The 20,855-nt window shown below is 35.3% G+C and carries 21 protein-coding genes and 1 pseudogene; 13 read left to right on the top strand and 9 right to left on the bottom strand.

The genetic code is table 11. The annotated features are described in order from the left end of the window. Position 1: 1 nt before the first annotated feature. The 4 genes from OF897_RS13430 to OF897_RS13415 form a co-directional block, all read right to left on the bottom strand. The gene (locus tag OF897_RS13430; protein WP_267266197.1) at positions 2-1,030 is read right to left on the bottom strand and encodes a nucleoside hydrolase; all 1,029 of its coding nucleotides are present in this window, start codon (positions 1,028-1,030) and stop codon (positions 2-4) included. Between the two features lie 201 nt (positions 1,031-1,231). Next, the gene (locus tag OF897_RS13425; RefSeq protein ID WP_267266196.1) at positions 1,232-2,110 is read right to left on the bottom strand and encodes an alpha/beta hydrolase; all 879 of its coding nucleotides are present in this window, start codon (positions 2,108-2,110) and stop codon (positions 1,232-1,234) included. A 328-nt stretch (positions 2,111-2,438) separates the two neighbouring features. Continuing rightward, the gene (locus OF897_RS13420) at positions 2,439-4,730 is read right to left on the bottom strand and encodes a glycoside hydrolase family 3 protein (protein ID WP_267266195.1); all 2,292 of its coding nucleotides are present in this window, start codon (positions 4,728-4,730) and stop codon (positions 2,439-2,441) included. Between the two features lie 9 nt (positions 4,731-4,739). Further along, entirely contained in the window at positions 4,740-7,004 is a 2,265-nt protein-coding gene (locus tag OF897_RS13415; protein WP_267266194.1) for a TonB-dependent receptor, read from the bottom strand. Between the two features lie 487 nt (positions 7,005-7,491). On the opposite strand from OF897_RS13415, the gene OF897_RS13410 reads away from it, so the two are divergent. Next, positions 7,492-8,241 carry an NUDIX hydrolase gene (locus OF897_RS13410; protein WP_267266193.1) on the top strand — a complete coding sequence of 250 codons (750 nt, stop codon included), beginning with the start codon at positions 7,492-7,494 and terminating at the stop codon, positions 8,239-8,241. Positions 8,242-8,276: 35 nt separating this feature from the next. Here the strand turns inward: OF897_RS13410 and OF897_RS13405 are convergent, their stop codons facing one another. The 3 genes and pseudogenes from OF897_RS13405 to OF897_RS13395 form a co-directional block, all read right to left on the bottom strand. After that, complete coding sequence (locus tag OF897_RS13405; protein WP_267266192.1) at positions 8,277-8,903, bottom strand: chloramphenicol acetyltransferase; 627 nt, start codon at positions 8,901-8,903, stop codon at positions 8,277-8,279. Between the two features lie 36 nt (positions 8,904-8,939). Continuing rightward, positions 8,940-9,238: pseudogene (locus tag OF897_RS13400) on the bottom strand (winged helix-turn-helix transcriptional regulator). A gap of 174 nt (positions 9,239-9,412) precedes the next feature. Beyond that, entirely contained in the window at positions 9,413-10,252 is an 840-nt protein-coding gene (locus tag OF897_RS13395; protein WP_267266191.1) for an AraC family transcriptional regulator, read from the bottom strand. Positions 10,253-10,378: 126 nt separating this feature from the next. Between OF897_RS13395 and OF897_RS13390 the strand changes: the two genes are divergently transcribed. From OF897_RS13390 to OF897_RS13335, 12 genes are all read left to right on the top strand, one after another. Next, a complete protein-coding gene (locus OF897_RS13390) occupies positions 10,379-11,737 on the top strand; it encodes an amidohydrolase family protein (RefSeq protein WP_267266190.1) in 1,359 nt (452 codons plus the stop codon). An 86-nt stretch (positions 11,738-11,823) separates the two neighbouring features. Next, a complete protein-coding gene (locus tag OF897_RS13385; RefSeq protein ID WP_267266189.1) occupies positions 11,824-12,807 on the top strand; it encodes an aldo/keto reductase in 984 nt (327 codons plus the stop codon). A gap of 219 nt (positions 12,808-13,026) precedes the next feature. Further along, on the top strand, positions 13,027-14,148 hold the full coding sequence (locus OF897_RS13380; protein WP_267266188.1) for an aldo/keto reductase: 1,122 nt from the start codon (positions 13,027-13,029) through the stop codon (positions 14,146-14,148). A gap of 2 nt (positions 14,149-14,150) precedes the next feature. Further along, positions 14,151-14,441 carry a DUF3861 domain-containing protein gene (locus OF897_RS13375; RefSeq protein ID WP_267266187.1) on the top strand — a complete coding sequence of 97 codons (291 nt, stop codon included), beginning with the start codon at positions 14,151-14,153 and terminating at the stop codon, positions 14,439-14,441. A gap of 17 nt (positions 14,442-14,458) precedes the next feature. Next, positions 14,459-15,307, top strand: coding sequence for an NAD(P)-dependent oxidoreductase (locus OF897_RS13370; RefSeq protein ID WP_267266186.1), 849 nt, complete (start codon positions 14,459-14,461; stop codon positions 15,305-15,307). Positions 15,308-15,330: 23 nt separating this feature from the next. Next, positions 15,331-15,720 carry a MauE/DoxX family redox-associated membrane protein gene (locus tag OF897_RS13365; protein ID WP_267266185.1) on the top strand — a complete coding sequence of 130 codons (390 nt, stop codon included), beginning with the start codon at positions 15,331-15,333 and terminating at the stop codon, positions 15,718-15,720. Between the two features lie 197 nt (positions 15,721-15,917). Beyond that, the gene (locus OF897_RS13360) at positions 15,918-16,412 is read left to right on the top strand and encodes a Crp/Fnr family transcriptional regulator (protein WP_323809061.1); all 495 of its coding nucleotides are present in this window, start codon (positions 15,918-15,920) and stop codon (positions 16,410-16,412) included. 104 nt (positions 16,413-16,516) lie between these two features. Beyond that, complete coding sequence (locus OF897_RS13355) at positions 16,517-17,593, top strand: SDR family oxidoreductase (protein WP_267266183.1); 1,077 nt, start codon at positions 16,517-16,519, stop codon at positions 17,591-17,593. A gap of 66 nt (positions 17,594-17,659) precedes the next feature. Beyond that, the gene (locus tag OF897_RS13350; RefSeq protein WP_267266182.1) at positions 17,660-18,250 is read left to right on the top strand and encodes a TetR/AcrR family transcriptional regulator; all 591 of its coding nucleotides are present in this window, start codon (positions 17,660-17,662) and stop codon (positions 18,248-18,250) included. Positions 18,251-18,315: 65 nt separating this feature from the next. Continuing rightward, a complete protein-coding gene (locus OF897_RS13345) occupies positions 18,316-18,774 on the top strand; it encodes a hypothetical protein (protein ID WP_267266181.1) in 459 nt (152 codons plus the stop codon). A 2-nt stretch (positions 18,775-18,776) separates the two neighbouring features. Further along, on the top strand, positions 18,777-19,079 hold the full coding sequence (locus OF897_RS13340; RefSeq protein ID WP_267266180.1) for a DUF3817 domain-containing protein: 303 nt from the start codon (positions 18,777-18,779) through the stop codon (positions 19,077-19,079). Next, complete coding sequence (locus tag OF897_RS13335; protein WP_267266179.1) at positions 19,076-19,435, top strand: rhodanese-like domain-containing protein; 360 nt, start codon at positions 19,076-19,078, stop codon at positions 19,433-19,435. The genes OF897_RS13340 and OF897_RS13335 overlap by 4 nt, the downstream gene beginning before the upstream one ends. 63 nt (positions 19,436-19,498) lie before the next feature. On the opposite strand, the gene OF897_RS13330 is transcribed toward OF897_RS13335, so the two are convergent. Together OF897_RS13330 and OF897_RS13325 are read right to left on the bottom strand one after the other, a co-directional pair. Beyond that, positions 19,499-20,203, bottom strand: coding sequence for a hypothetical protein (locus OF897_RS13330; protein WP_267266178.1), 705 nt, complete (start codon positions 20,201-20,203; stop codon positions 19,499-19,501). Beyond that, positions 20,203-20,850: an NADPH-dependent F420 reductase gene (locus tag OF897_RS13325; protein WP_267266177.1), complete on the bottom strand. Its 648-nt coding sequence runs from the start codon at positions 20,848-20,850 to the stop codon at positions 20,203-20,205. The genes OF897_RS13330 and OF897_RS13325 overlap by 1 nt, the downstream gene beginning before the upstream one ends. Positions 20,851-20,855 lie beyond the last annotated feature (5 nt).

Genomic DNA, 20,855 nt, shown 5'->3' with positions numbered 1-20,855 from the left:
TTTACTTTTTGTTATTGAATAATTTTAATTTTGAATAGAAATCTTCGAACATCAGTCGGGTATCGAGCTGCGTATAGACTCTAATGTTCCTTCCTTTCGGATTATATTCGTAAAGTCCATTATCATTGATTTTCGGCGCATTTTTGATGACGTAAGAACTTGAAGATGGGTCTGCTTCAAATGAAGACTGTAAAGCTGTCAGCAAAACCAAAGGACTGTCACCCATAATGTAAGTTTCGCCGATTTTCAGATTGAATTTCTGAACCATTTCCATCAGGTCTTCAATCTTTTTAGTAAGATAAGCTCCCGTTTTTCCTTCTGGTTTTACTTTGGTAATGAGCTCTCCATAAGACATCAAAGTCTGTCTGTAAGCGTTTCTAGGAATTTGCCAGATATTTAAGTTGGATTCATTGAAAACAACCTGTGCTGCTTTGGTGTCGATTCCTAAATTATATTCCAAAGGCGTATAACCTGGAGGTGGCGTTGCCAAATCGGGATATTCCGGACCGCCAATCCAAACGACAACAATTTTGTCGGCAATTTTTGGCTCCATTAGATAAGCACTTGCCACTTCCGTCAATCCAGCACCGCAAACTATAAACAAAGGATTTTTCTCATCGGCTTTCATTGCTTCGGCAACGATTGCTTTTGCACCTTCAGAAATGTTTGGAGTTTTCAAATCTTTCAATTGTTCATTCGAACCTTGTAGAACGTTGAACTTGTTTTTCAAATTCATCACTTCCAACGTTTCGTTGACTCTTTTTACAGCATTTTCCGCAGTAATATCTGATTTGTCAAACGGGTCGCCTTGTTTTAAATGGGAACCGATAATTCCTTTGATTTCTGTGGAAGGCGAAAGAATCTGATGAACGAGTTGAAACAATCCGTCTGGGTCGCCGCCGAAATCGTTATCGACGATAACGCAATAGCGGGGTTTTACGTATTTATCCATTTCCGAAATCACGGCAGAAGACTGTGCGGACACAGCCATTGCCGCAAAAAAAGAAACTATATTAAAAATTGATTTCATTGTTTTAGGTTAACCACAAAAGAGTTATTGATTATTTTCTGATAGGATTTTATCCTATCCTTTAGTAAATCGTCCCTTTGGGACTCTATAAATCTCTCGCAGATTATTCAGATAAAGCAGATTTTTAATTGTATTATCTGTGAATTTGCTCAATCTGCGTGAGATTTTAATTAATTCAATCTTTATGATTTAATTAAAATGTTATAAAAATTTGTGGAATTTCAGCCAATCTAAATACACATCCGACCATTTATCAGCAGGAAGATTCTGTTTCCCCATTCCGAAACCGTGACCGCCTTTTTCATAGATATGAAGTTCTACAGGCTGTTTTGCATCGTGCCATTTGGTGTATAATAAAATAGATTTCGGAGCCAATTTCAGTTGGTCATCATCTGCTGCACAAATGAATAAAGGCAACTTTTGCTCAGGGATTTTGTAACCTAAAACTGAATCACTCGGACCACCGTAGATGGAAGCGGCAAAATTTGGAATTGTAGAAGCATCATCGCTGTGAAGTACGCTTTCCAGAATCACACTTGCACCAGCTGAAAATCCGATAACACCAAGTTTTTCTGGATTTACATTAAGTTTTTCTGCATTTTTTCTGATGTATGAGATAGCAGTTTTGATATCGTTTCCAGCCATTACTTTTATCGGTGCTGTTTTCGCATCAAATGCTTTTCTGTCTTTGATGTTTTCCATCATTTCTTTGGCTGGGTCGTTGGATTTTGTTTCCAATAATCTGTATTTTAAAACAACTGCCGTGATTCCGTTTTCTGCTAGTTTTTTGGCAACATCAATTCCTTCTCTGTTGATAGATAAACTTTGGAAACCGCCACCTGGAGCAATTACTATTACTGTTCCGTTGGCTTTTGATTTATCGGCTTCGAACAATAACATTGAAGGTTGCGCTACATTGAAAACGACTTCTGTTTTAAACAATTCATTGAATTGCTGCGCTTCTTTCTGCGTCCAATTTTCTGTTCCCGGTGCTTTTCCTTTGTATAATGGAATTGATTTTTGAGCGTTGATGGTTGTTAAACCTGCAAGAAATAAACTTGTTATGATTAATTTTTTCATTTTGATTTGTTTTGATTTTTAGTTCTTAAACTTTGTAGTTAGTTTGTCATTCCGTAGGAATCTCAACAATGATATTTGAAATACTGAGCTTAGATTCCTACGGAATGACAAAAATGCTGTTGATTTCAACATCGAATTGCACGCAGCCCGACTTGAGCGGAAATCCTTTTTTGCTTGACCTTCGAGTTCTATTTAAACTGAAATCGTCTTGCAAAAAAGATTGGGAGCGGAAGGCGGAAATAGCTGCCCAAAATATTATGTCAAAAGAAATGAGACCGAACATAATGCCCGGTCTCAAGACATCAATTAACCTATTTAAGATGAACTATTACTTATGATATTTTTGAGTTCTTGCATCTTTAATAACACCAGACCAGTTCATTCCGTACCCGAAATCGTAGTTGTGACCTTCGGAATCTTTGTGCGTTTCCATATCGTAAGGAACGTCTTCTTTCTGCTTTTCAACCGTTGTCATATTCGCAGGCATCTGAAGTGGAAGCAATCCTGAAGGTTCGTATTTTCCGGTCACAATATCTACAACTGCCTGATTTGACACATTGAAATTCATCAGAATAGCATCTGCGTGTTTTTCAAATTCATTAAAAATCATTGGCTTGGAAGCTGTTATGGAAACGATAACCGGCTTTCCGTTCATTGCTTTGTAAGCATTTTCTATCGCTAACAAATCTGTGAAATTGGTCGCTGTGGAAGTTTTGTTTTTGAACGTTCTGTCGTGAACATTCGGTGCAACAACAGGGTCTCCCGCTGCGATACTTTTTTCACGGGCTTCGGTTGCTGTGTAAGTCTGATACTGAAGAGAAATCGGGACATAACCGTTGCCGCCTTCTTTGGCATCGACGTCACTGTAACCGCCTTCTTCACTGTGCGGACTTTTCACGAAAACCAAAGCGAAATCAGCTTTTGCAGGGTCGTCTGTGACGTTAAAATGTTTCTTCACTTTTTCGATATCGACAGGATATTCCAAAGATGGTCCGGTGTAAACTCCCCACCAGTTGAAGGTTGCCGGAGAATATCTTTTCGGAATGTAAACCGTTTTTCTTTCTTTAATCGGAAGAATATTGGCTTTGTTTTTCAACATCACGATGGATTTTACCTGAGCTTCGTAACCTGCTTTCATAAATTCAGGATTACCGACGATTTTGTTGGTTTCTTCGGTGTTTACATAAGGATTTTCAAACAATCCTGTTCTGAAGAAATTTCTCAACAGACGAACGGCAGACTGCTCAAATTTTGCACGATACGCTTTTTCGCCGTGTTCTTTCACGCCCATTTGATAGGCTTCCAAAACAGGAGCTTTATCGTTGTTTCCTCCGAATTGGTCAACTCCGGCTTCTAACACTTTGTAATGACGTTGAGCGATTGACAATTTTTCTGCGCCCCAAGGTTTTCCTGCAAATCCTCCCGGAGATTTCGGTTCGTCTGCCGTGATTAACCAATCGGTGCAGACTACGCCATCGTATTTGTATTTTCCACGAAGTAAATCGGTGATCAAATATTTGCTATAACCGTTTCCAACGTTTTCACCATTTTTGGTATCCTGATTAAAACTGATGGTGTAATAAGGCATTACCGCAGAAGCTTCTTTGGTTCCTCCATTGAGTTTGAAAGCACCTTCAGTAAAAGGTTTTACGTGATTTTGGAAATTATTTCCTGGATAAACTGCGTATTTTCCCATCGCCCAGTGACCATCGCGTCCGCCTTCTTCAGGTCCGCCTCCAGGCCAGTGTTTCACCATTGCGTTTACACTTTTATTTCCCCAACCGTTTTTGCTTCCGATGGTGGTTTGGAAACCGTCGATGTAACCTCTTCCTAAGTCTGCCGTCAATTCCGGACTTTCAGAGAAAACATAAGCGATTCTGTACCAACGAGGTTCAGTTCCTAAATCGATTTGTGGAGATAAAGCGGTTGAAATTCCCAAGGCTCTATATTCCTGAGCAGCGATATTTCCGAATTTCTTAACCAATTCCGGGTCGAAAGTTGCGCCCATCGCCAAACCGTCCGGCCAAAGAGAAATCTGTCCGCCTGCGCCTTCGTTAAATTCTGCGGTTACGGTTGCAGAATGTCTTGGGTCTGTACTATTGTTGGCAGGAATTCCCAATCCTAAACCTTCGATGTACGCCTGAATATTATTGCTCCATTTTGCGGCAATTTCCGGAGATTCTACTGTTGTTACCAGAACATGACGAAGGTTGTCTTCTTTAAGAAATTTCTTCTGCTGGTCTGTTAAATCAAAAGCTTTTGTGCCGCTTTCTTTGTAAAACATTCCGTTGTATTTTCCTGCTCTGAAACCTTCTGCAGGAGCTGGAACCGACTGATGACCGCTATACAACATCAAACCAGCAATCTGCTCAACCGACATTTTTGAAGCTAAATCTTTTGCTCTTTCGTCCACAGAAAGTCTCCAGTCTTCGTATTTATCAAGCTTTCCGTTTTTGTTTAAATCTTTAAATTTATTTCCGCCAACCGTCAGGATTTTCACGCCTGAATCTGCAGAATATCCCAAAACCGGACCTTTGGAATTGGTAACGGTTTGGATATTTTGAGAAAATGCAGTGATACCCAAAAATAATGCGGCTATATTAAATACTGATTTTTTCATTTTTAAATTTTAGAAATTAAAGCTTACAGAAAACTGACCAGTTAATGGCATAATGTAAGTTCCCGTCAACAGTTTTCCATAGTATGGACTTGCATCGGTAATCAATTCGGCGCCGTTGATGGTTCCGCTTGCTCCTCGTTGGTTCAGGAAGTTGATAACTGTTGCGCCGACATTAATATTTTTATTAACTGTATAACTTACGCCACCAAAAGTTTCCCATCTTGGTGCAAAGTATAAAGCGTTCGTAAGGTTTGCATATTGTTTTGAGAAATATCTGAAACTTGCCCAAAATCTCCATTTGTCAACCGTATAACTCGGGTCGATTTCCATTAATACTTTAGCAACGCCTAACACATTGTTGTCGTTATAGTCGTAAGCTGTTCCGAAAGCATTGAAATTGAACTTTTTGTACACCGGATTCTGTAAAGTCAATAGATAATGCAGATTAAATCCTTTGAAAGGTTTTACCACAAAATCAGTTGTCCATCCAATCGTCTGGATATCATAGTAAACGGTAACGTTTTGAGCCTGAGTTGTATTCGCCGGGTTTACCAAGTTGTATCTGTTCAAGTTGTTGTTCTTTTTAAGATAAGTCGCCTGAGAAATCAACTGGATGTAATCTGTGTTCCAGAAAACTCCCAAAGCTCCCAACGGACTTTTGATTTTGTTCGTATTCGGTTCAAAAGCCTGAGAATAACTTTCCAGTCTTCTGTTTTCTTCTGTATAAAGGAAATTCGCAATAACTCCAAAGTTTTTACTGATGTTATAAGTCGCATTTAAACTTCCTGCAATCTGGAAAAAGCTTTGATTGATCTGGTTAAACTGATTTTCATTTGTAAAATTAAAACCTACGGTTCTTGGAGTCAAAGAATATTCGCCATCAATGATGTGATTTCTTAAATGTAAACCGTAACTTAAATTGAAGTTATCTGAAACTTTCCATTCGTCTGTTCCGTAAACCGAAAGTTTGTTTTCTGTTCCGCTGTGGAATTCTCCTCCTGCATTGTAGTTGTAGAAACCGTCTGCATCTGTCGTAGGTCCGATCAATCTTTGAGGTTGCGGTTCAACAGTCTGAAAGAAGAATGACCTGTTAGAAGTAAATTTATCGATATTATAATATTGTTCTAAGACTCCAAAAGTAACATTATGACTTCCTAACTGTTTGTTTAAGCTAAAACGTCCTGCAATATTGGTAATCGGAGTTGCCGGCGTGTGCATTGCCAACTGCGTTCCCACGGCTCCTGAATATGGCTGTCCGGTAGAAGCAATTGTATATCCTGCAGAGGCACCGGCATTGAAAATACTTAATGGAATGATATTAGAAGATTTTGCGGTTGCAAAGTGCGCTCTCGTTGAGAATTTGAAATTCCAGCCGTTATTAAGCAAATAATTACCGAAGATATCGATGTTGTGAGACGTATTTCTGTTGTCATTTCCAGCCATATTTGCCCAATATGTTTCTCCGGAAAGGATATCTTTCATTTTCATTTTTCCGTCGTTCACAATGTAAGAATCTCTACCGATTCTGAAATTGTCAAGCTCGGTTACTTTTCCGTTTTCTCCGTACTGAAAGACAGCGTAATTGGTAATGCTGTAAGAATCTGCGTATTTATATAAAATTGAGATTTTACCTTTGTCATCATTGAAATATTTGGTGATACCTGCTCTGAAAATCTTTGTCTCATCAACATTTCTTGCGAAGCCTAATTTATAGGTACTCGGATCAAAGTTCGCAAAAGCTCCAACGGTGTATGTCCAGCCATTCTTAGAAATGGGTCCGGAAGCATTTACATCACCCTGCAACCAACCGAAAGTACTTGTAGTGAGTTTTCCTTTTAATTTAAAATCTTTCGTTCCGGTCTGAGAATAAGAATTCACTGCAAAACCAAGGTCACCCATTGTATTTGCCAACTGATCCATTTTCAGAAGTCCGGTTTTTTCTAAACCAACACTTTGTCTCCACGTTTTGTTGGGAAGTTCCGGCCAAAAGAAGTAAACGGCAGGCAAATCGTTTTCAAGAATGGTAATTCCTCCAACGGTTGAGGGCAAGCCGATATTCACGTCTCTCGGACTTGTGTTATTGGCAGCATTCAACATTACGTTTCTGTTGTTGTCTTCTTTGGAAGATGTTGTAACGGTTTTTACGCCTTCTTCGGTTTTGACAGCGTTCAGCGCATTCTTTACAGCCAGCGTATCAGTTTTTTCTTGTCCAAAAACTGAAGCAAAGGAAAGCATCAAGCCTAAAGCTGAGATTTTAAGGATAGATTTTCTCATGTTTTTATATAGTTGTTTCTGTTGTTATAAGACAAAATTTATCCTTCAGCCGAAGTTTTTCAGCTGTTATTTTTTAGATTTTCTTTAAATTAAATTTGAAAAAGATAAATTTTGTGAACGTTATTGCGTAAATAAATTAAATACTGTTAAAAATTTACCTTGCAATACTTAACCAAATGCTAAAAAAGGATAAAATATATTCATGACAGTTGTTTATTTTTAATGCTTCAATAAGAAGCATTACAAGTCTACTGTAAAATTTTAAGATGAACAAAAAAATTGTTAATAAAATTTAATATTATGTGTAATTATTTGATTTTAAATTAATTAAAATTAATAATAATAACTAAAATTTATTGATTCTTATTGAAATAATGATAAAAATCATTATAAAAAACTCCCAAAATTGGTATCAAATCATGAAATTTAGCACAACAGTTAAATTTTAATGTTAAATTTGTCTTATTAAGAATTTCTTATTATTAATATGGATCCACAACAGCAATTTTTAAAAAAGTCCGAAGAGGCTAAAGATTTATTTATTCCGCATTTATCGACTGATCCCGTTGTTTTTGGGTTTGATCAAAGTGAGCTCAAAGTATTATTGCTTCAAATGACCTACCGCAAACAATGGCTTTTACCAGGTGGATATGTAAAAAAAGATGAAGATTTGGATGCTGCTGCTGAAAGAGTGTTGAGAGAAAGAGCTGGAATTTCTGATGTCTATTTGGAAGAATTTGCCGTTTTTGGAAAGAATAAAAGAAGTGAATTTTATTTTGAAGATTTTGATGATTCTTTGTGGCACAAACAACGTTTTGTTTCTATCGGATATTACGCATTATACAATCCGGATAATGCGAATCTGATTTTAGATGAATTCAGTGATAAATGTGAGTGGATTTATCTGAGCCAGCTTAATGAAATTGAATTGGCAATGGATCACCGTGAAATTATCGACAAAGCATTATTGACATTAAGAGAAAGAATTTCATACAAACCAATCGGTTATAATCTTTTGCCCGAAAAATTCACCCTTTCGGAATTGCAGAAACTCTACGAGACCATCTTGGGAAAAGAACTCAACAGAGGAAATTTTTACAGAAAAATAAAGAATTTAGGTATTCTCAGAAAATTAGATGAACAACGTCGTGGCGGCGCACACAAGTCTCCAGATCTCTACTCTTTTGATGAAGAAAATTATAAAAAAGCTTTAGAAAACGGTTTGAATAACTGGTAATAAAAGAAATCCTGATTTACTCAGGATTTTTTTGTTTATAAACTTAGTTGCCTCTCAAATTCTTCAAAGTATTTAGCCAAATGAATTCCATCTGCCAAACCGTGATGCGCTTCAATTGAAACCGGAAGAGATTTTTTACCATCACGAATATTGAATTTTCCAAAAGTGATTTTCGGAATACATTCTTTCGGGTCAAAATTGGTTGGGTGAAGCATCGCAGAGAAAGATTTCCACGGTATTGTTGTGTGCCTGATGTGATTAATGGGCAATACATCGTTGCTAATTCCCAATCCCGTAGAGTTTTGAACAGATTTCACTTCCTTTTGAAGTTCTTTATTAAAAATTTCAAAATCTTCAGAATACTCAAAAAAAGAAAATCCAAAAGTTCCATCGGGTCTACCAATTGTGCCTCCCACGTGAACTTCATCATATAAAATTACTTTTCCATCAACGATTCTCAATCTTAATTCTTCTACACTATTGATGGCAACCATAGATTTATAGAGATAAACAGCATAAAAAGAAACTCCCTGTTCTTTAGCTCTTTCGTAAGCTTTTGTACAGTCAACCTCAGTTGTAAATCCGAAAAACGGACTTTTCATCTTTGAGAAAAATTCAAAATGTTCCTTTCTATTCCAGCTTTCGATATCTATTTCTCTCATTTATTTTGATAAGTCTTTTATTTCAGTTGATTTAAATTAAACAATTACATCCGCTTTTTTCTCAGAAAAATCGAATTCTTTTTCCCATTCTTCAAGTAAATTTAAAACAGGCAACAATGCGAGACCTTTCTTTGTAAGGGTGTATTCTACTCTTGGAGGAAGCTCTTTGAATTCTTGGCGGGTTACTAAATCATCTTCTTCCATTTCTCGAAGTTGATTGCTTAGGACTTTCTTGAAATTACGGAAATCCTTTCGGCGATTTCGCCAAATCTTAAGATCTGATCTTTCAAAACCAATACAATTATTGGCTTCCATTTGCTCCCCAAAACCGACATGGCTTTCCCGAGCACACAACTGCACTGTTTAATCTTTTCTTGTCTCATGATATGTAAATTAGTTATTAGTTACCGCTAAGGTAGTTCTTTTTTAACTTAATTCTCACCAAGGTGTTAATAATTTAAATATCAAAAATGATTAAATATTTCCAAAACATTTCTTTAAAATTGTTTTTAAGCGGTGTTCTTGAGCTTAAAATCGGATGGATTCATCTTATTTAGTTTTTTAAAATAATTGGTTAAATGACTTTCATCGGTGAATCCAAATTCAAAAGCAATTTGTTTCATAGTCATTTGTCCGGACTGTATTCTTCTTTCAATTAATTTTAATTTATAATCAGTGATGTACTTTCGGTAAGTAACATCAAAATTCCTTTTAAAATAAGCACTGAAATAGGTATTTGAAATGTTAAAATGCTCCGATATATTCTTAATCCTAATTTTTTCGGGTGAATAAATATTCTGATAAATATAGGAAATTAAGTCATCTTTTTGTGGTGCACCGTTATCAATCCTTATATTGAGTTTTAATGAGGCTTCACGAATCAATCCGAAAAGAGAAAGGATTTGAAAAAAAACAATCGGCGAATCTGAAATTCTATGAAATTCATTATACTGAAAAATATTTTCCACGGTTTTTCGCAGAATACTTTGGCACGGTTCATCAAAAATCAATTTTTCTTCTTTCAAAATATTATTTCGCATCATATCAAATGGTGAAGCGATAATGAGATTATCTGGAGATAAATGTCTGTTTTCTTTAAAATAAGCATCATTAAATTTTATAAAACAAAATTTGGTCGATTTTTTGATTTCGAAGAAATGCTCATCATCAGGTGAAATCAGATATAAATCACCGGTTTTGTAAGGCGTAACAATTTGATTGACATGGTGATTGCCTACTCCTTTTGAAATGTAAACCAATTCATAATAAGTGTGGCTGTGTCGAGGAAAAGGGTAAACCGTTGTTTCAAAACTGTCGATCTCTAAAGGCTCAAATTGCTTTCTTTTCATGTTTTAAATTTACAAATTGTTAAATGGTTTTTACAAATGATGTATTGATTTTATTGACAAACTTTGTACGAGGTGCTAATTTAAGTCTAAAAATAACTTTCAGAATCAACCAAATAAATATTAAATATGAGTTTTATTAAAAAAATATCAGGAATTTTAGCAGTTTCCTCAATACTATTTTCGTGCAATCAAAATAAAAAAGAAAATGCTGATTCTCAATCTAACAATCTACTGCTTGAAAATGTAACCTTGCTTGACGGAAATGGCGGAAGCCCGATCGCGAACACAAAAGTTTTAATTATCAACGGAAAGATTGCCAAAATCGGAAATGATATTTCTAATGATGATACAAAAAAGATTGATTTAAAGGGAAAAACAATAATTCCGGCTTTAATTTCTGCCCATTCACATGTAGGAACTTTAAAAGGGACAACGACAGTTCCTGAAAATTACACCGAAGAAAACATACTTTCTCAACTCAAAAAATATCAGGATTATGGTGTTCTTAATGTCATGTCGATGGGAACAGACCGACCTTTGCTATTCGAAAGCGGGTTGAGAGAGAAATCTGCGAGGGGAGAAATCGACGGCGCAAGAATACATTCTGCGGGGTACGGTTTTGGCGTTGTAAACGCTGCTCCACCACTCGATTTTGCGATGGATAAAGTATTCAGACCAAAATCGGTGAATGAAATTCCTGCTCAGATTGACAGTTTAAAGAAAATTAATGCTGAATTGGTGAAAATTTGGGTGGATGACTTCAACGGGAAGTTTAAAAAGAAAATTAGTCCTGAAATTTATAAAGCGATTATTACTGAGGCTCACAGAAAGAATCTGAGGGTTGCTGCTCATGTTTATTATTTATCAGATTTGAAACAGCTCATTGCAGCTGGTGTAGATGTCATCGGACACAGCGTAAGAAGCGAAGTGATTGATGATGCGACATTGGCTCAGATGAAAGTGAAAAATATCATTTATATTCCTACACTTTCTTTGGATGAATACGCATACGTCTACGCAAAAAAACCGGAATGGATCAACAACGAATTCTTCAAAAAATCTCTTGAACCGGGAGTTTACGAAATGATAACTTCAGAAAAATATCAGAACGGTATTAAAAATGCTCCCAATTATGCTTTAAACATGAAAGCATTTGAAATTGCCAAACAAAATCTGAAAAAAGTTTACGATTCCGGAATTTTAGTAGCGATGGGAACAGACAGTGGCGCAATGCCGTTGAGAGCTCAAGGGTTTTCTGAACATCTGGAATTACAGTTAATGACAGAATCCGGATTGACTCCTTTGCAGGCAATTACGGTAGCTACAAAAAATTCAGCGAAAGCTTTGAAGATAGACAAGGATTTCGGAACGATTGAAGTTGGGAAAACTGCAGATTTCATTGTTTTGGATGCAAACCCTGCAGAAAATATTAAAAATACACAGAAAATATTCTCGGTTTACAAAGCCGGAAAAAAAGTAAAATAGAGTCAATGGTCAATAGTGAATAGTGAATTTTGTGACAGAAAAAATTGACAATTCATCATTGACAATTCACAATAAAAATAAAATTTATGCAATACAGAAAATTAGGAAACAGCGATTTAGAAATATCAGCAATCACTTTCGGAGCTTGGGCTGCAGGAGGTTGGATGTGGGGAAGCACAGACAGAAATGAAGCAATTGAAGCGATCAAAGCGTCTTATGATGTTGGTGTAACTTCCATAGATACCGCTCCTATTTACGGACAAGGAACAAGCGAAGAGATAGTTGGCGAAGCTATTAAAGGGATTTCACGAGACAAAGTACAAGTTTTAACGAAGTTTGGAATGCGATGGGATTTGGCGAAAGGAGATTTTGCAATGCACAGCAAAAATAACGACGGACAAGACATTGATGTGTACAAATATGCCGGAAAAGAAAGTATCATCTATGAATGTGAGCAAAGCCTGAAACGTCTTGGAACTGATTATATTGATCTGTATCAAATTCATTGGCCGGATTCTACCACGCCCATCGACGAAACTTTCGAGGCGGTTTCTAGGTTAATTGAGCAAGGAAAAGTTCGTTTTGCAGGAGTTTGTAATTATAATGCGCAAAAAATGGCAGAAGCTGAAAAAACGCTAAAATTGGTTTCCAATCAGATTCCGTTTAGTATGGTTAATCGTAATATTGAAAAAGAGACAGTTCCATATTGTATCGAAAACAACAAATCTATCTTGGCTTACAGTCCTTTGGAAAGAGGTTTGCTGACTGGGAAAATTACTTCTGATTATACATTTCAGGAAGGTGATCATCGAACGAAACTCCCTCATTTTCAGCCGGATTTCATTGATAAAACCAATCAGCTTTTAGATAAAATTAAACCAATTGCAGATGAACATCAAGCTTCTTTAGGGCAACTTGTTTTGAGATGGACAATTGAAAGGCCGGGAATCACAATTGCTTTGGCAGGAGCAAGAAATGCTGAGCAAGCCGTACAAAATGCAAAAGCGATCGATATTAATTTGAGCAAAGAAGAACTGAAAACAATTGATGATCTGGTCAATGCTTTTTAAGTTTTAAAAAATATATGTAAACGCAAAGCTAGACAAAGAAATTATAAACTTTTAGATGATCTAAAGTTATACAAAGACGTTCCACTTTGGAAAGAAATACAATTTTTGTATTTCGTAAATAAGCGAAGCGGCTTAGTTTATCTTAAAAACAATGTGTATGAAAAAGAACCTTGTTTCCCTTTGCGTTTAAATAAACATCACACCAACAAAATATTAAAAATGGAAAGAAGAACATTTATCAAAAACAGCGGACTTGCAGCAGCAGGATTAATGGCATCTTCTGCTGTTCCCGCTTTTGCATCACAATTATTAAAAGAAAATTTTATGGAACAATTTGAAAATACAGGTTTGGGAAAAAGATTCAGACCCAAATATAAATCTGGTTTTGGCGGTGTTGCTTTAGGAAACGGCTTCAATGCCAATCCGAACATCGAATGTTTACAATCAATAGAAGCTGCGTGGAATGCGGGAGTTCGATATTTTGACACTTCACCTTGGTACGGTTTGGGACTCAGCGAGCACAGAATGGGAATGTTTCTCAAAGACAAAAAACGGGACGAATACACACTTTCTACGAAAATAGGCAGAATTCTGAAACCTCATGATGATTTCAAATTAGACGGTTTATGGAAAGGCAAACTTAATTTTTCTTACGAATATGATTACACCGCAGCAGGAGCAAGAAAAAGTGTTGAAGACAGCTTGCAGAGATTAGGCGTGGCATCATTAGACATTGTCTTCATTCATGATTTGTCACCGGATAATAAAGATATGAAAGGAGATTGGCTGAAGTATTTTGATATTGCATCGAAAGGAGCAATGCCTGAACTCATCAAAATGCGTGAAGAAGGCTTGATTAAAGGTTGGGGATTTGGAGTCAACACCATTGAGCCTATTTTAAAAGCCATAGAAGTTTCAGATCCTGATATTTTCCTTTCCGCGTGCCAGTATTCTCTGATTCATCACAAAGATGATCTCAATAAAGTTTTCCCGAAAGCTGCCGAAAAGGACATTTCAATTGTCGTTGGTGCACCTTTGTGTGCAGGTTTTCTTTCAGGTAAAGACCGGTATTTGTATGCCGGAGATTTTCCAAGCGGAGTTAAAGAAAAATTAGCTTCATTACAAAGAGTTGCCAACAATCATAAAGTTGATTTAAGAACAGCGGCTTTACAATTTGCAGCGGCTCCGGATGTTGTTTCAGGCGTAATTCCGGGAGCTCATACGGTAAAACAGGCTCAGGAAAATGCGGCTTCCTTCAACGCAAAAATTCCTGCTGATTTCTGGAAAGAGCTAAAAAAAGAAAAATTAATCGAAGAAAATGCACCTGTTCCTAAAGTTTAAAAATGGAAAAAAGAAATAATAAATACCAGTTAAATCTAAAAGAATTAAGTTTAAAAGACGGTTCTTCAGCTGAAAAACAATTAACTTTTGATTTTGAAAATCACGATGATCTATTCAAAATTTTTGAAGTCGTACAATCTAAAAATATTTTTGAAGACGAAAACACTGTAAATGAATTTAGTGTAGGATTAAAACTGTTCACAGAGGTGATGATCAAAAACAGAAAACATCCACTTTTTGAAGATTTGAATCCGGCAATTTCAGATTTTATGAAAAAACTTAAAAGTTATTAATTTATATCAATTAAAATATGAGCATAGAAAAAATAGGATTTATCGGTTTGGGTAATATGGGACATCCGATGGCGAAAAATCTTGAGAACGCAGGTTTTCCTTTGACAGTTTACAACAGAACTATTGAAAAAGCTGAAGATTTTAAAGCTAAATCAAAGGTTGCAGAAAGCCTGAAAGATCTGGTTGAAAACAGTGATATAATTTTCACGATGCTGACCAATGATAAAGCTCTGAAAGCTGTTTTTGAAGACATTTTAAAACAAAATATTACCGGAAAACTCTTTGTTGATATGAGTACGGTTTCTCCGGAAATCTCCACTGAAATCGGGAATGCCGTAAAGATTAAAGAAGCCTCTTTTATCGATGCTCCGGTTGCCGGAAGTACAAAACCCGCAGCAGAAGGAACTTTGATTATCATGGTCGGTGGTGAAGAAAAAGATGTTGAAAGAGCTGTACCTTATTTACAAAAAATGGGAAAGCAGATTAAACATTTAGGCAAAAACGGAAAAGGTCTGGCGGCAAAATTATCGGTCAATTATTTTATTTCCACATTGTATCAGGGTTTGGCAGAAACCATTTTGTTGTCGGATAAATTGGGGATTGAAAGAAAAGACATGCTCGAAATCATCAACGAAAGTGCAAGCGGAAGCGGTGCTACAAAGGTAAAAACTCCATTATTGATTGAAGAAGATTACAAGCCTGCATTTTCTTTGGATTTAATGTTAAAAGATATTCTACTGGCTAAAGATGCAGGTGCAGATTTTCCTTTGGCTCAGACGTTAATTGAAACTTATCAGTCTGCACAAAATGAAGGTTTCGGGAAAGATGATGTAATCGGAATTATTAATTCTCTGAAAAAGAAATAAACTTCCATCCAAAAATCGAAAACATGAAAGACTTTAAAACCGTATTTTTCTTTTTAAAACTTCCAATCGCAATCTCATTGGCAGGACACGGATTGGTAAGACTTCCCAAACTCCAAGCCTTCACGGAAGGAATGGTAAAATCTATGGAAAAATCGGCAATTCCTGAAGTTTTGATTATACCTTTTGGATATATTTTACCATTTTTAGAGGCAATTGTAGGGATTTCTCTGTTGATTGGTTTTAAACCAAAATTAACGATATATTCTGCAATCGCATTGATGAGTATTCTGATTTTTGGAAGCAGTTCTATTGAAAACTGGTCGGCGATTGAAGCACAACTACTCCATTCTTTGTATCTATTTGCGCTGTTGTGGTTTTATTTAAATTACAGTCCCGATGAAAAACAACTTTAATGCAGTATGATAAGTGACCGAACCAAAATTGAAAGTTTTGAAATCAATTTGTATGATTTCAAAACGTCTTTGAAGAAACCTTAATTTTGTTTTATAATTTTCTAAATGTTTGACATCCTCATTTCTCATATTCAAAATAAAGTTAATCTTACCGAAGAAGAAAAAAATGATTTGCTGTCTTTTTTTTCGATTAAAAAATTGAAGAAAAAAGAGTTTTTATTGCAGGAGGTGATGTCTGTAAATGTCTTTCGTTCGTTAGTAAAGGTTTGCTCAAATCTTATTTTAATGATGAAAAAGGTGGTCAAAACATCAACATGTTTGCTTTTGAAGGATGGTGGATTTCAGATTTTAAAAGTTTTATCAATCAGGAAAAAGCAGTTTTGAATATTGATGCGGTGGAAGAAACCGAATTGTTAATGATCAGTCTCGAAGATTATGAAAAAATGATGCTTGAAATTCCTGTGATGGATCGATATTTCAGGATTCTGTATCAGAACAGTCTGGTAACCAAAGATTATCGTTTAATTGCTTCAAACAGCTATACAGCAGAGGAAAAATACCTCGAATTGGCTCAGAAAAATCCCGAAATGATCAAAAGAATTCCACACAATCTGATTGCTTCATTTTTGGGCTTGGCTCCGGAAACCGTGAGCAGAATACGAAAAAAACTTCTCTTAAAAAACCAACTTTAAATCTTTAATCTTAAATTTTGAACTTTAAATTGACCATAACTCATGACTTAGATCAAGTGTTTTCGATTCTCATCCTCATAACTTTGTAGAAGAAATTTTACAATATGGAAAACAATAATAACATCGCATTAGTCGTAGGTGCCACCGGAATTACCGGAAGCAATCTCGCCAACGAACTTCTGTTTCAAGGCTGGACAACTTACGGAATATCAAGAAATATCAATAACAATATAGAAGGATTGATTTCTGTAAAAGCAGATTTATTAGACCTCAAAAGTTTAGAAATTGCATTAGAAAACATTGCTCCAACGCACATTTTCTTCACAACATGGATGCGAAATGATACTGAAGAAGAAAATATTCGTGTAAACAGTGCTTTGATCAAAAACCTTTTAGATTTTTTATCTCCAAAAAAATCGGTGCAGCATGTTGCTTTGGTTACAGGACTGAAACATTATCTTGGACCATTTGAAGCGTATGCAAAAGAGGGAAAATTACCGGAAACTCCTTTGAGAGAAGAACAGCCAAGACTTCCATTGCCCAATTTTTACTATGCTCAGGAAGATGAGGTGTATGCCGCTTCCGAAAGAGATGGTTTTACGTGGAGTATTCACAGACCGCACACTGTAATTGGTCATGCTGTGGGGAATGCGATGAATATGGGAACTACTTTGGCGATCTATGCAAGCATCTGTAAAGAAACTGGCGGAAAATTTATATGGCCGGGATCTTCCGCACAATGGAACGGAATTTCTGATGTTACAGACGCGCGAATTTTAGCCAAACAATTTGTTTGGGCAGCAACAACAGAAGAAGCGAAAAACAAAGCATTTAACATAACAAACGGAGATATTTTCCGCTGGAAATGGTTGTGGTTCAGATTGGCAGATTATTTTGGTATTGAAGCTACAGGTTTTGAGAACGAAATCATTCCTCTTGAAAATGAAATGCAAAACAATCATGAAATCTGGAGAGAAATTGCAGAAAAATATGGTTTAAAAGAAAAAAATTTAGACCGATTATCTTCAGCCTGGCATACAGATTTGGATTTAGGAAGACCGCTTGAAGTAATGACAGATATGACCAACAGCAGGAAATCAGGATTTTCTGAGTTTCAAAATACGGAAGAATCTTTTTATGATTTATTTGAAAAATTAAAAGAAGAAAAATTGATTCCTTAAATCTTTAATGAAAAGAGTTGTTTACCTACAACTCTTTTTTTTGTCTAAAAATCGTTTCTTTGTGTAATGAAAAAATCTGAAGTCACCCGTCTCAATATTCTTCAAAAAGCATTCGAACTGATCTATGTAAAAGGATATCAGACGACTAGTGTTGACGAAATTATTGCGACCACTAAAGTTACGAAAGGTGCTTTCTATTATCACTTTAAAACCAAAGATGAAATGGGTTTGGCAATTATTAATGAGCTACTAAAATCTATATTCAAAAATACTTTTCTTGAACCATTTCAAAGTGATGAAAATCCGTTAGATACAATTTACAACTTAATATATAATCTACTCATGAAAAACGAAAATTTAAAGGTAGAATACGGTTGTCCAGCCTCCAATTTCACTCAGGAAATGGCTCCTTGGAATGTTGAATTTACAAAAGCATTAAATACGCTTTCCTTAGATTGGGAAAAAACAATGATTGATGCGATTGAAAAAGCAAAAGAAAACGGAATTATCAAAACTGAAGTTTCTGCTAAGGAAGTCGCTGTTTTTGTGATGTCTGGTTATTGGGGTGTTAGAAATTTAGGAAAATTAGAGAATTCTAAATCAGTGTATCTTACTTATTTAAAAGGACTTAAATCTTATTTTAAAACTTTGAAATAATTTTTTTAATAAAAAAATACTAATTAGTATGTTTTATTTACTTTTGCTTCATAAAATAATTGAAGATGTATCAAACGCTTACATTTTTGCACTCCACATTTCGGTGGCTGGTTTTATTGAGTTTACCCTACTCTATTTTCAGAGCTTATAAGGGCTATTTTTTGAATAAAGAATTTTCAAAAACAGATAATTCCGTAAGACATTGGACGGCGACAATTGCTCATATTCAATTGGTTTTGGGAATAACATTGTATTCTCAGAGTCCGATTATCAAATACTTTTGGAAAAATTTTAACGAAGCAAAAGAATCATTCGATTTACTATTTTTCGGATTAATTCACATTTTCTTGATGTTATTTTCTATTATTTTAATAACAATCGGTTCTGCCATTTCCAAGAGAAAAACGACTGATAACGAAAAGTTTAAAACAATGTTGATTTACTTTTCAATAGCGTTATTCATTATTTTCATTGGGATTCCTTGGCCATTTTCTCCGCTTGCAAACAGGCCTTATTTCAGATAATTATGATAGATTTATTTAAAACCAAAATCGGACGTTTAAGAATCATCGCCATTCTTGAAGGAATTTCATTATTAACCTTAATATTCATCGCCGTTCCGTTGAAATACGGATTTGATAATCCAGCTTTAGTAAAAATGATGGGACCTATTCACGGTTCATTATTTCTGTTGTTTTTATTCAATACTTTAAGTGTTGGGGTTGAGCAAAACTGGAAATTCAAAGACATAACCTGGAAAGTACTTTTGGGGTGTATCATTCCGTTTGGAACATTTTACATTGACAGAAAAATTCTCAGCAAACTATGAAGAATATATCGATTTTCTGTGGCATAATTCTTTTGATTTACGTTGTTTACAGAGTTTATAAATACCAGACATTGGACGATGGTTTAAATAAATTAATTAAAAACGGCGCCATTATTCTCGATGTAAGAATAGAAAAAGAATTTGAAATGGGACATATTTCCGGTTCACAGAATATTTCTTTAGGAACAATCAGAGAAAGATATATTGAACTTGACAAAAATAAAACCTACATCACAGTTTGTTCACACGGTTTGAGAAGCGTAAAAGTCGAACATATTTTAAAAGAAAAAGGCTTCAAAAAAGTTTATAACGGTGGAGCTTGGAGCGATTTGCAGAAAAGTCTGAATTTAAAATAAAAATTCCGAAAGAAATAAACTCTTCCGGAATCGACAATTGAGAAAATCTAGAAAAAAAACTTCTCAAAGTTTCGTAATTTTTAAATCTTTAAAATAACCGATTGTTCCAATATCCACCCAAAGTCCGATACTTCCCGATTGCGTTTTTCCTTTTCGCTCATTCACAACAAATGATGGATATTTTTGATTATTTACAAATAAATCTGCTTTTCCATCTTTGAGTTCAATTCGTAATGTAATCCATTCATTCAAACCTGAATCTGCATACGTTTCATATTGTCCTTTGAATTCAGGTTGTCTTAATTTTTCAAATTTAAAATCCGGATAAGCGTAATATTGTACACTGTGATTTCTCGCAAATTGCTGTTCAGACCTTGCTGCTTTTGGTCTTAAATAAATCGATTCAAAAGCAGAATTATCTTTATTAATATTAAAAGCTAAACCTATAAAACCTTGCGCAAACTCAAACGGAGAAGGATTTTGAATCTGGCTGTACACTTTTACCTCAATGATTCCGTTTTCGATATTTGCGTTGGCTAATTTCACGAAAGTTGCTTCGTCGACCGTATTCTCAAGATGATTAACGTCGAAAGGTATTTTTTCTAAATCTCTCTCAAGCTTTAAAACTTTATCACCTTCAAAATCAATGACAGAAGCCTTTACATTAGAAATTTCAAATTCTTTATTTTCAAATTGTATCGTTTGACCATAAACATTTGTAATAGTCATACCCGTAATTATTAATGATAATGCTTTATTCTTAAACATTATATTTTTCCTTTTACTTCGGTTAATGTAACTGGTTTTCCCAACGCTCCAAACTCGTGCAGGTCGCCAAAAACTTCAATTCGTATAGATTGATTAATACCACCGATTTTTAAAGGTTCAAAACCATTATCTTTTATTAAATCTTCCACTTCAGAATTTATACTTTCATCATCTGTAGCATAAAACAGCACCGCTTTTTCAGGATTTTGATAAGCCGATGCTGATAAAGAAGCTGCTCCAAGAGTTCCCAAAGCCTTCACTAATTTTGAATTTTCAGGTAAAAATTTTGAATTGATTTCACCGGCAGATTCATTTTCTCCAATGATTTTTTTGAAACCTCCATTTTCATCTGGAGAAATTGGGTTGGAAGGGTCAACAATGATTTTTCCGATTAAATCTTTTGAATATTCTTTTAAAAATCCTTCAATTGCTTCAAACGGAATAGCTAAAACTAAAATTTGTGCATTTTTCACAGCAGTTGCAATATCACTTGACTGTGCTTTATTCCCCAAATTTGAAGAAAGTTCTTTGGCTTTTTCAAAATTTCTGTCTGCAACGAAAAATTCTCTTTGTGATTTTGCGAGATTTCCGGCAACTGCCTGTCCGATATTTCCTAAGCCGATGATGGCAATTTTTGATGTTGTCATTATGA

The organism is Chryseobacterium formosum, from assembly GCF_026460885.1.
Lineage (GTDB): Bacteria > Bacteroidota > Bacteroidia > Flavobacteriales > Weeksellaceae > Chryseobacterium > Chryseobacterium formosus.
The sequence above is the reverse complement of the archived record's forward strand: the minus strand, read 5'-3'. Positions and strand labels throughout refer to the sequence as shown.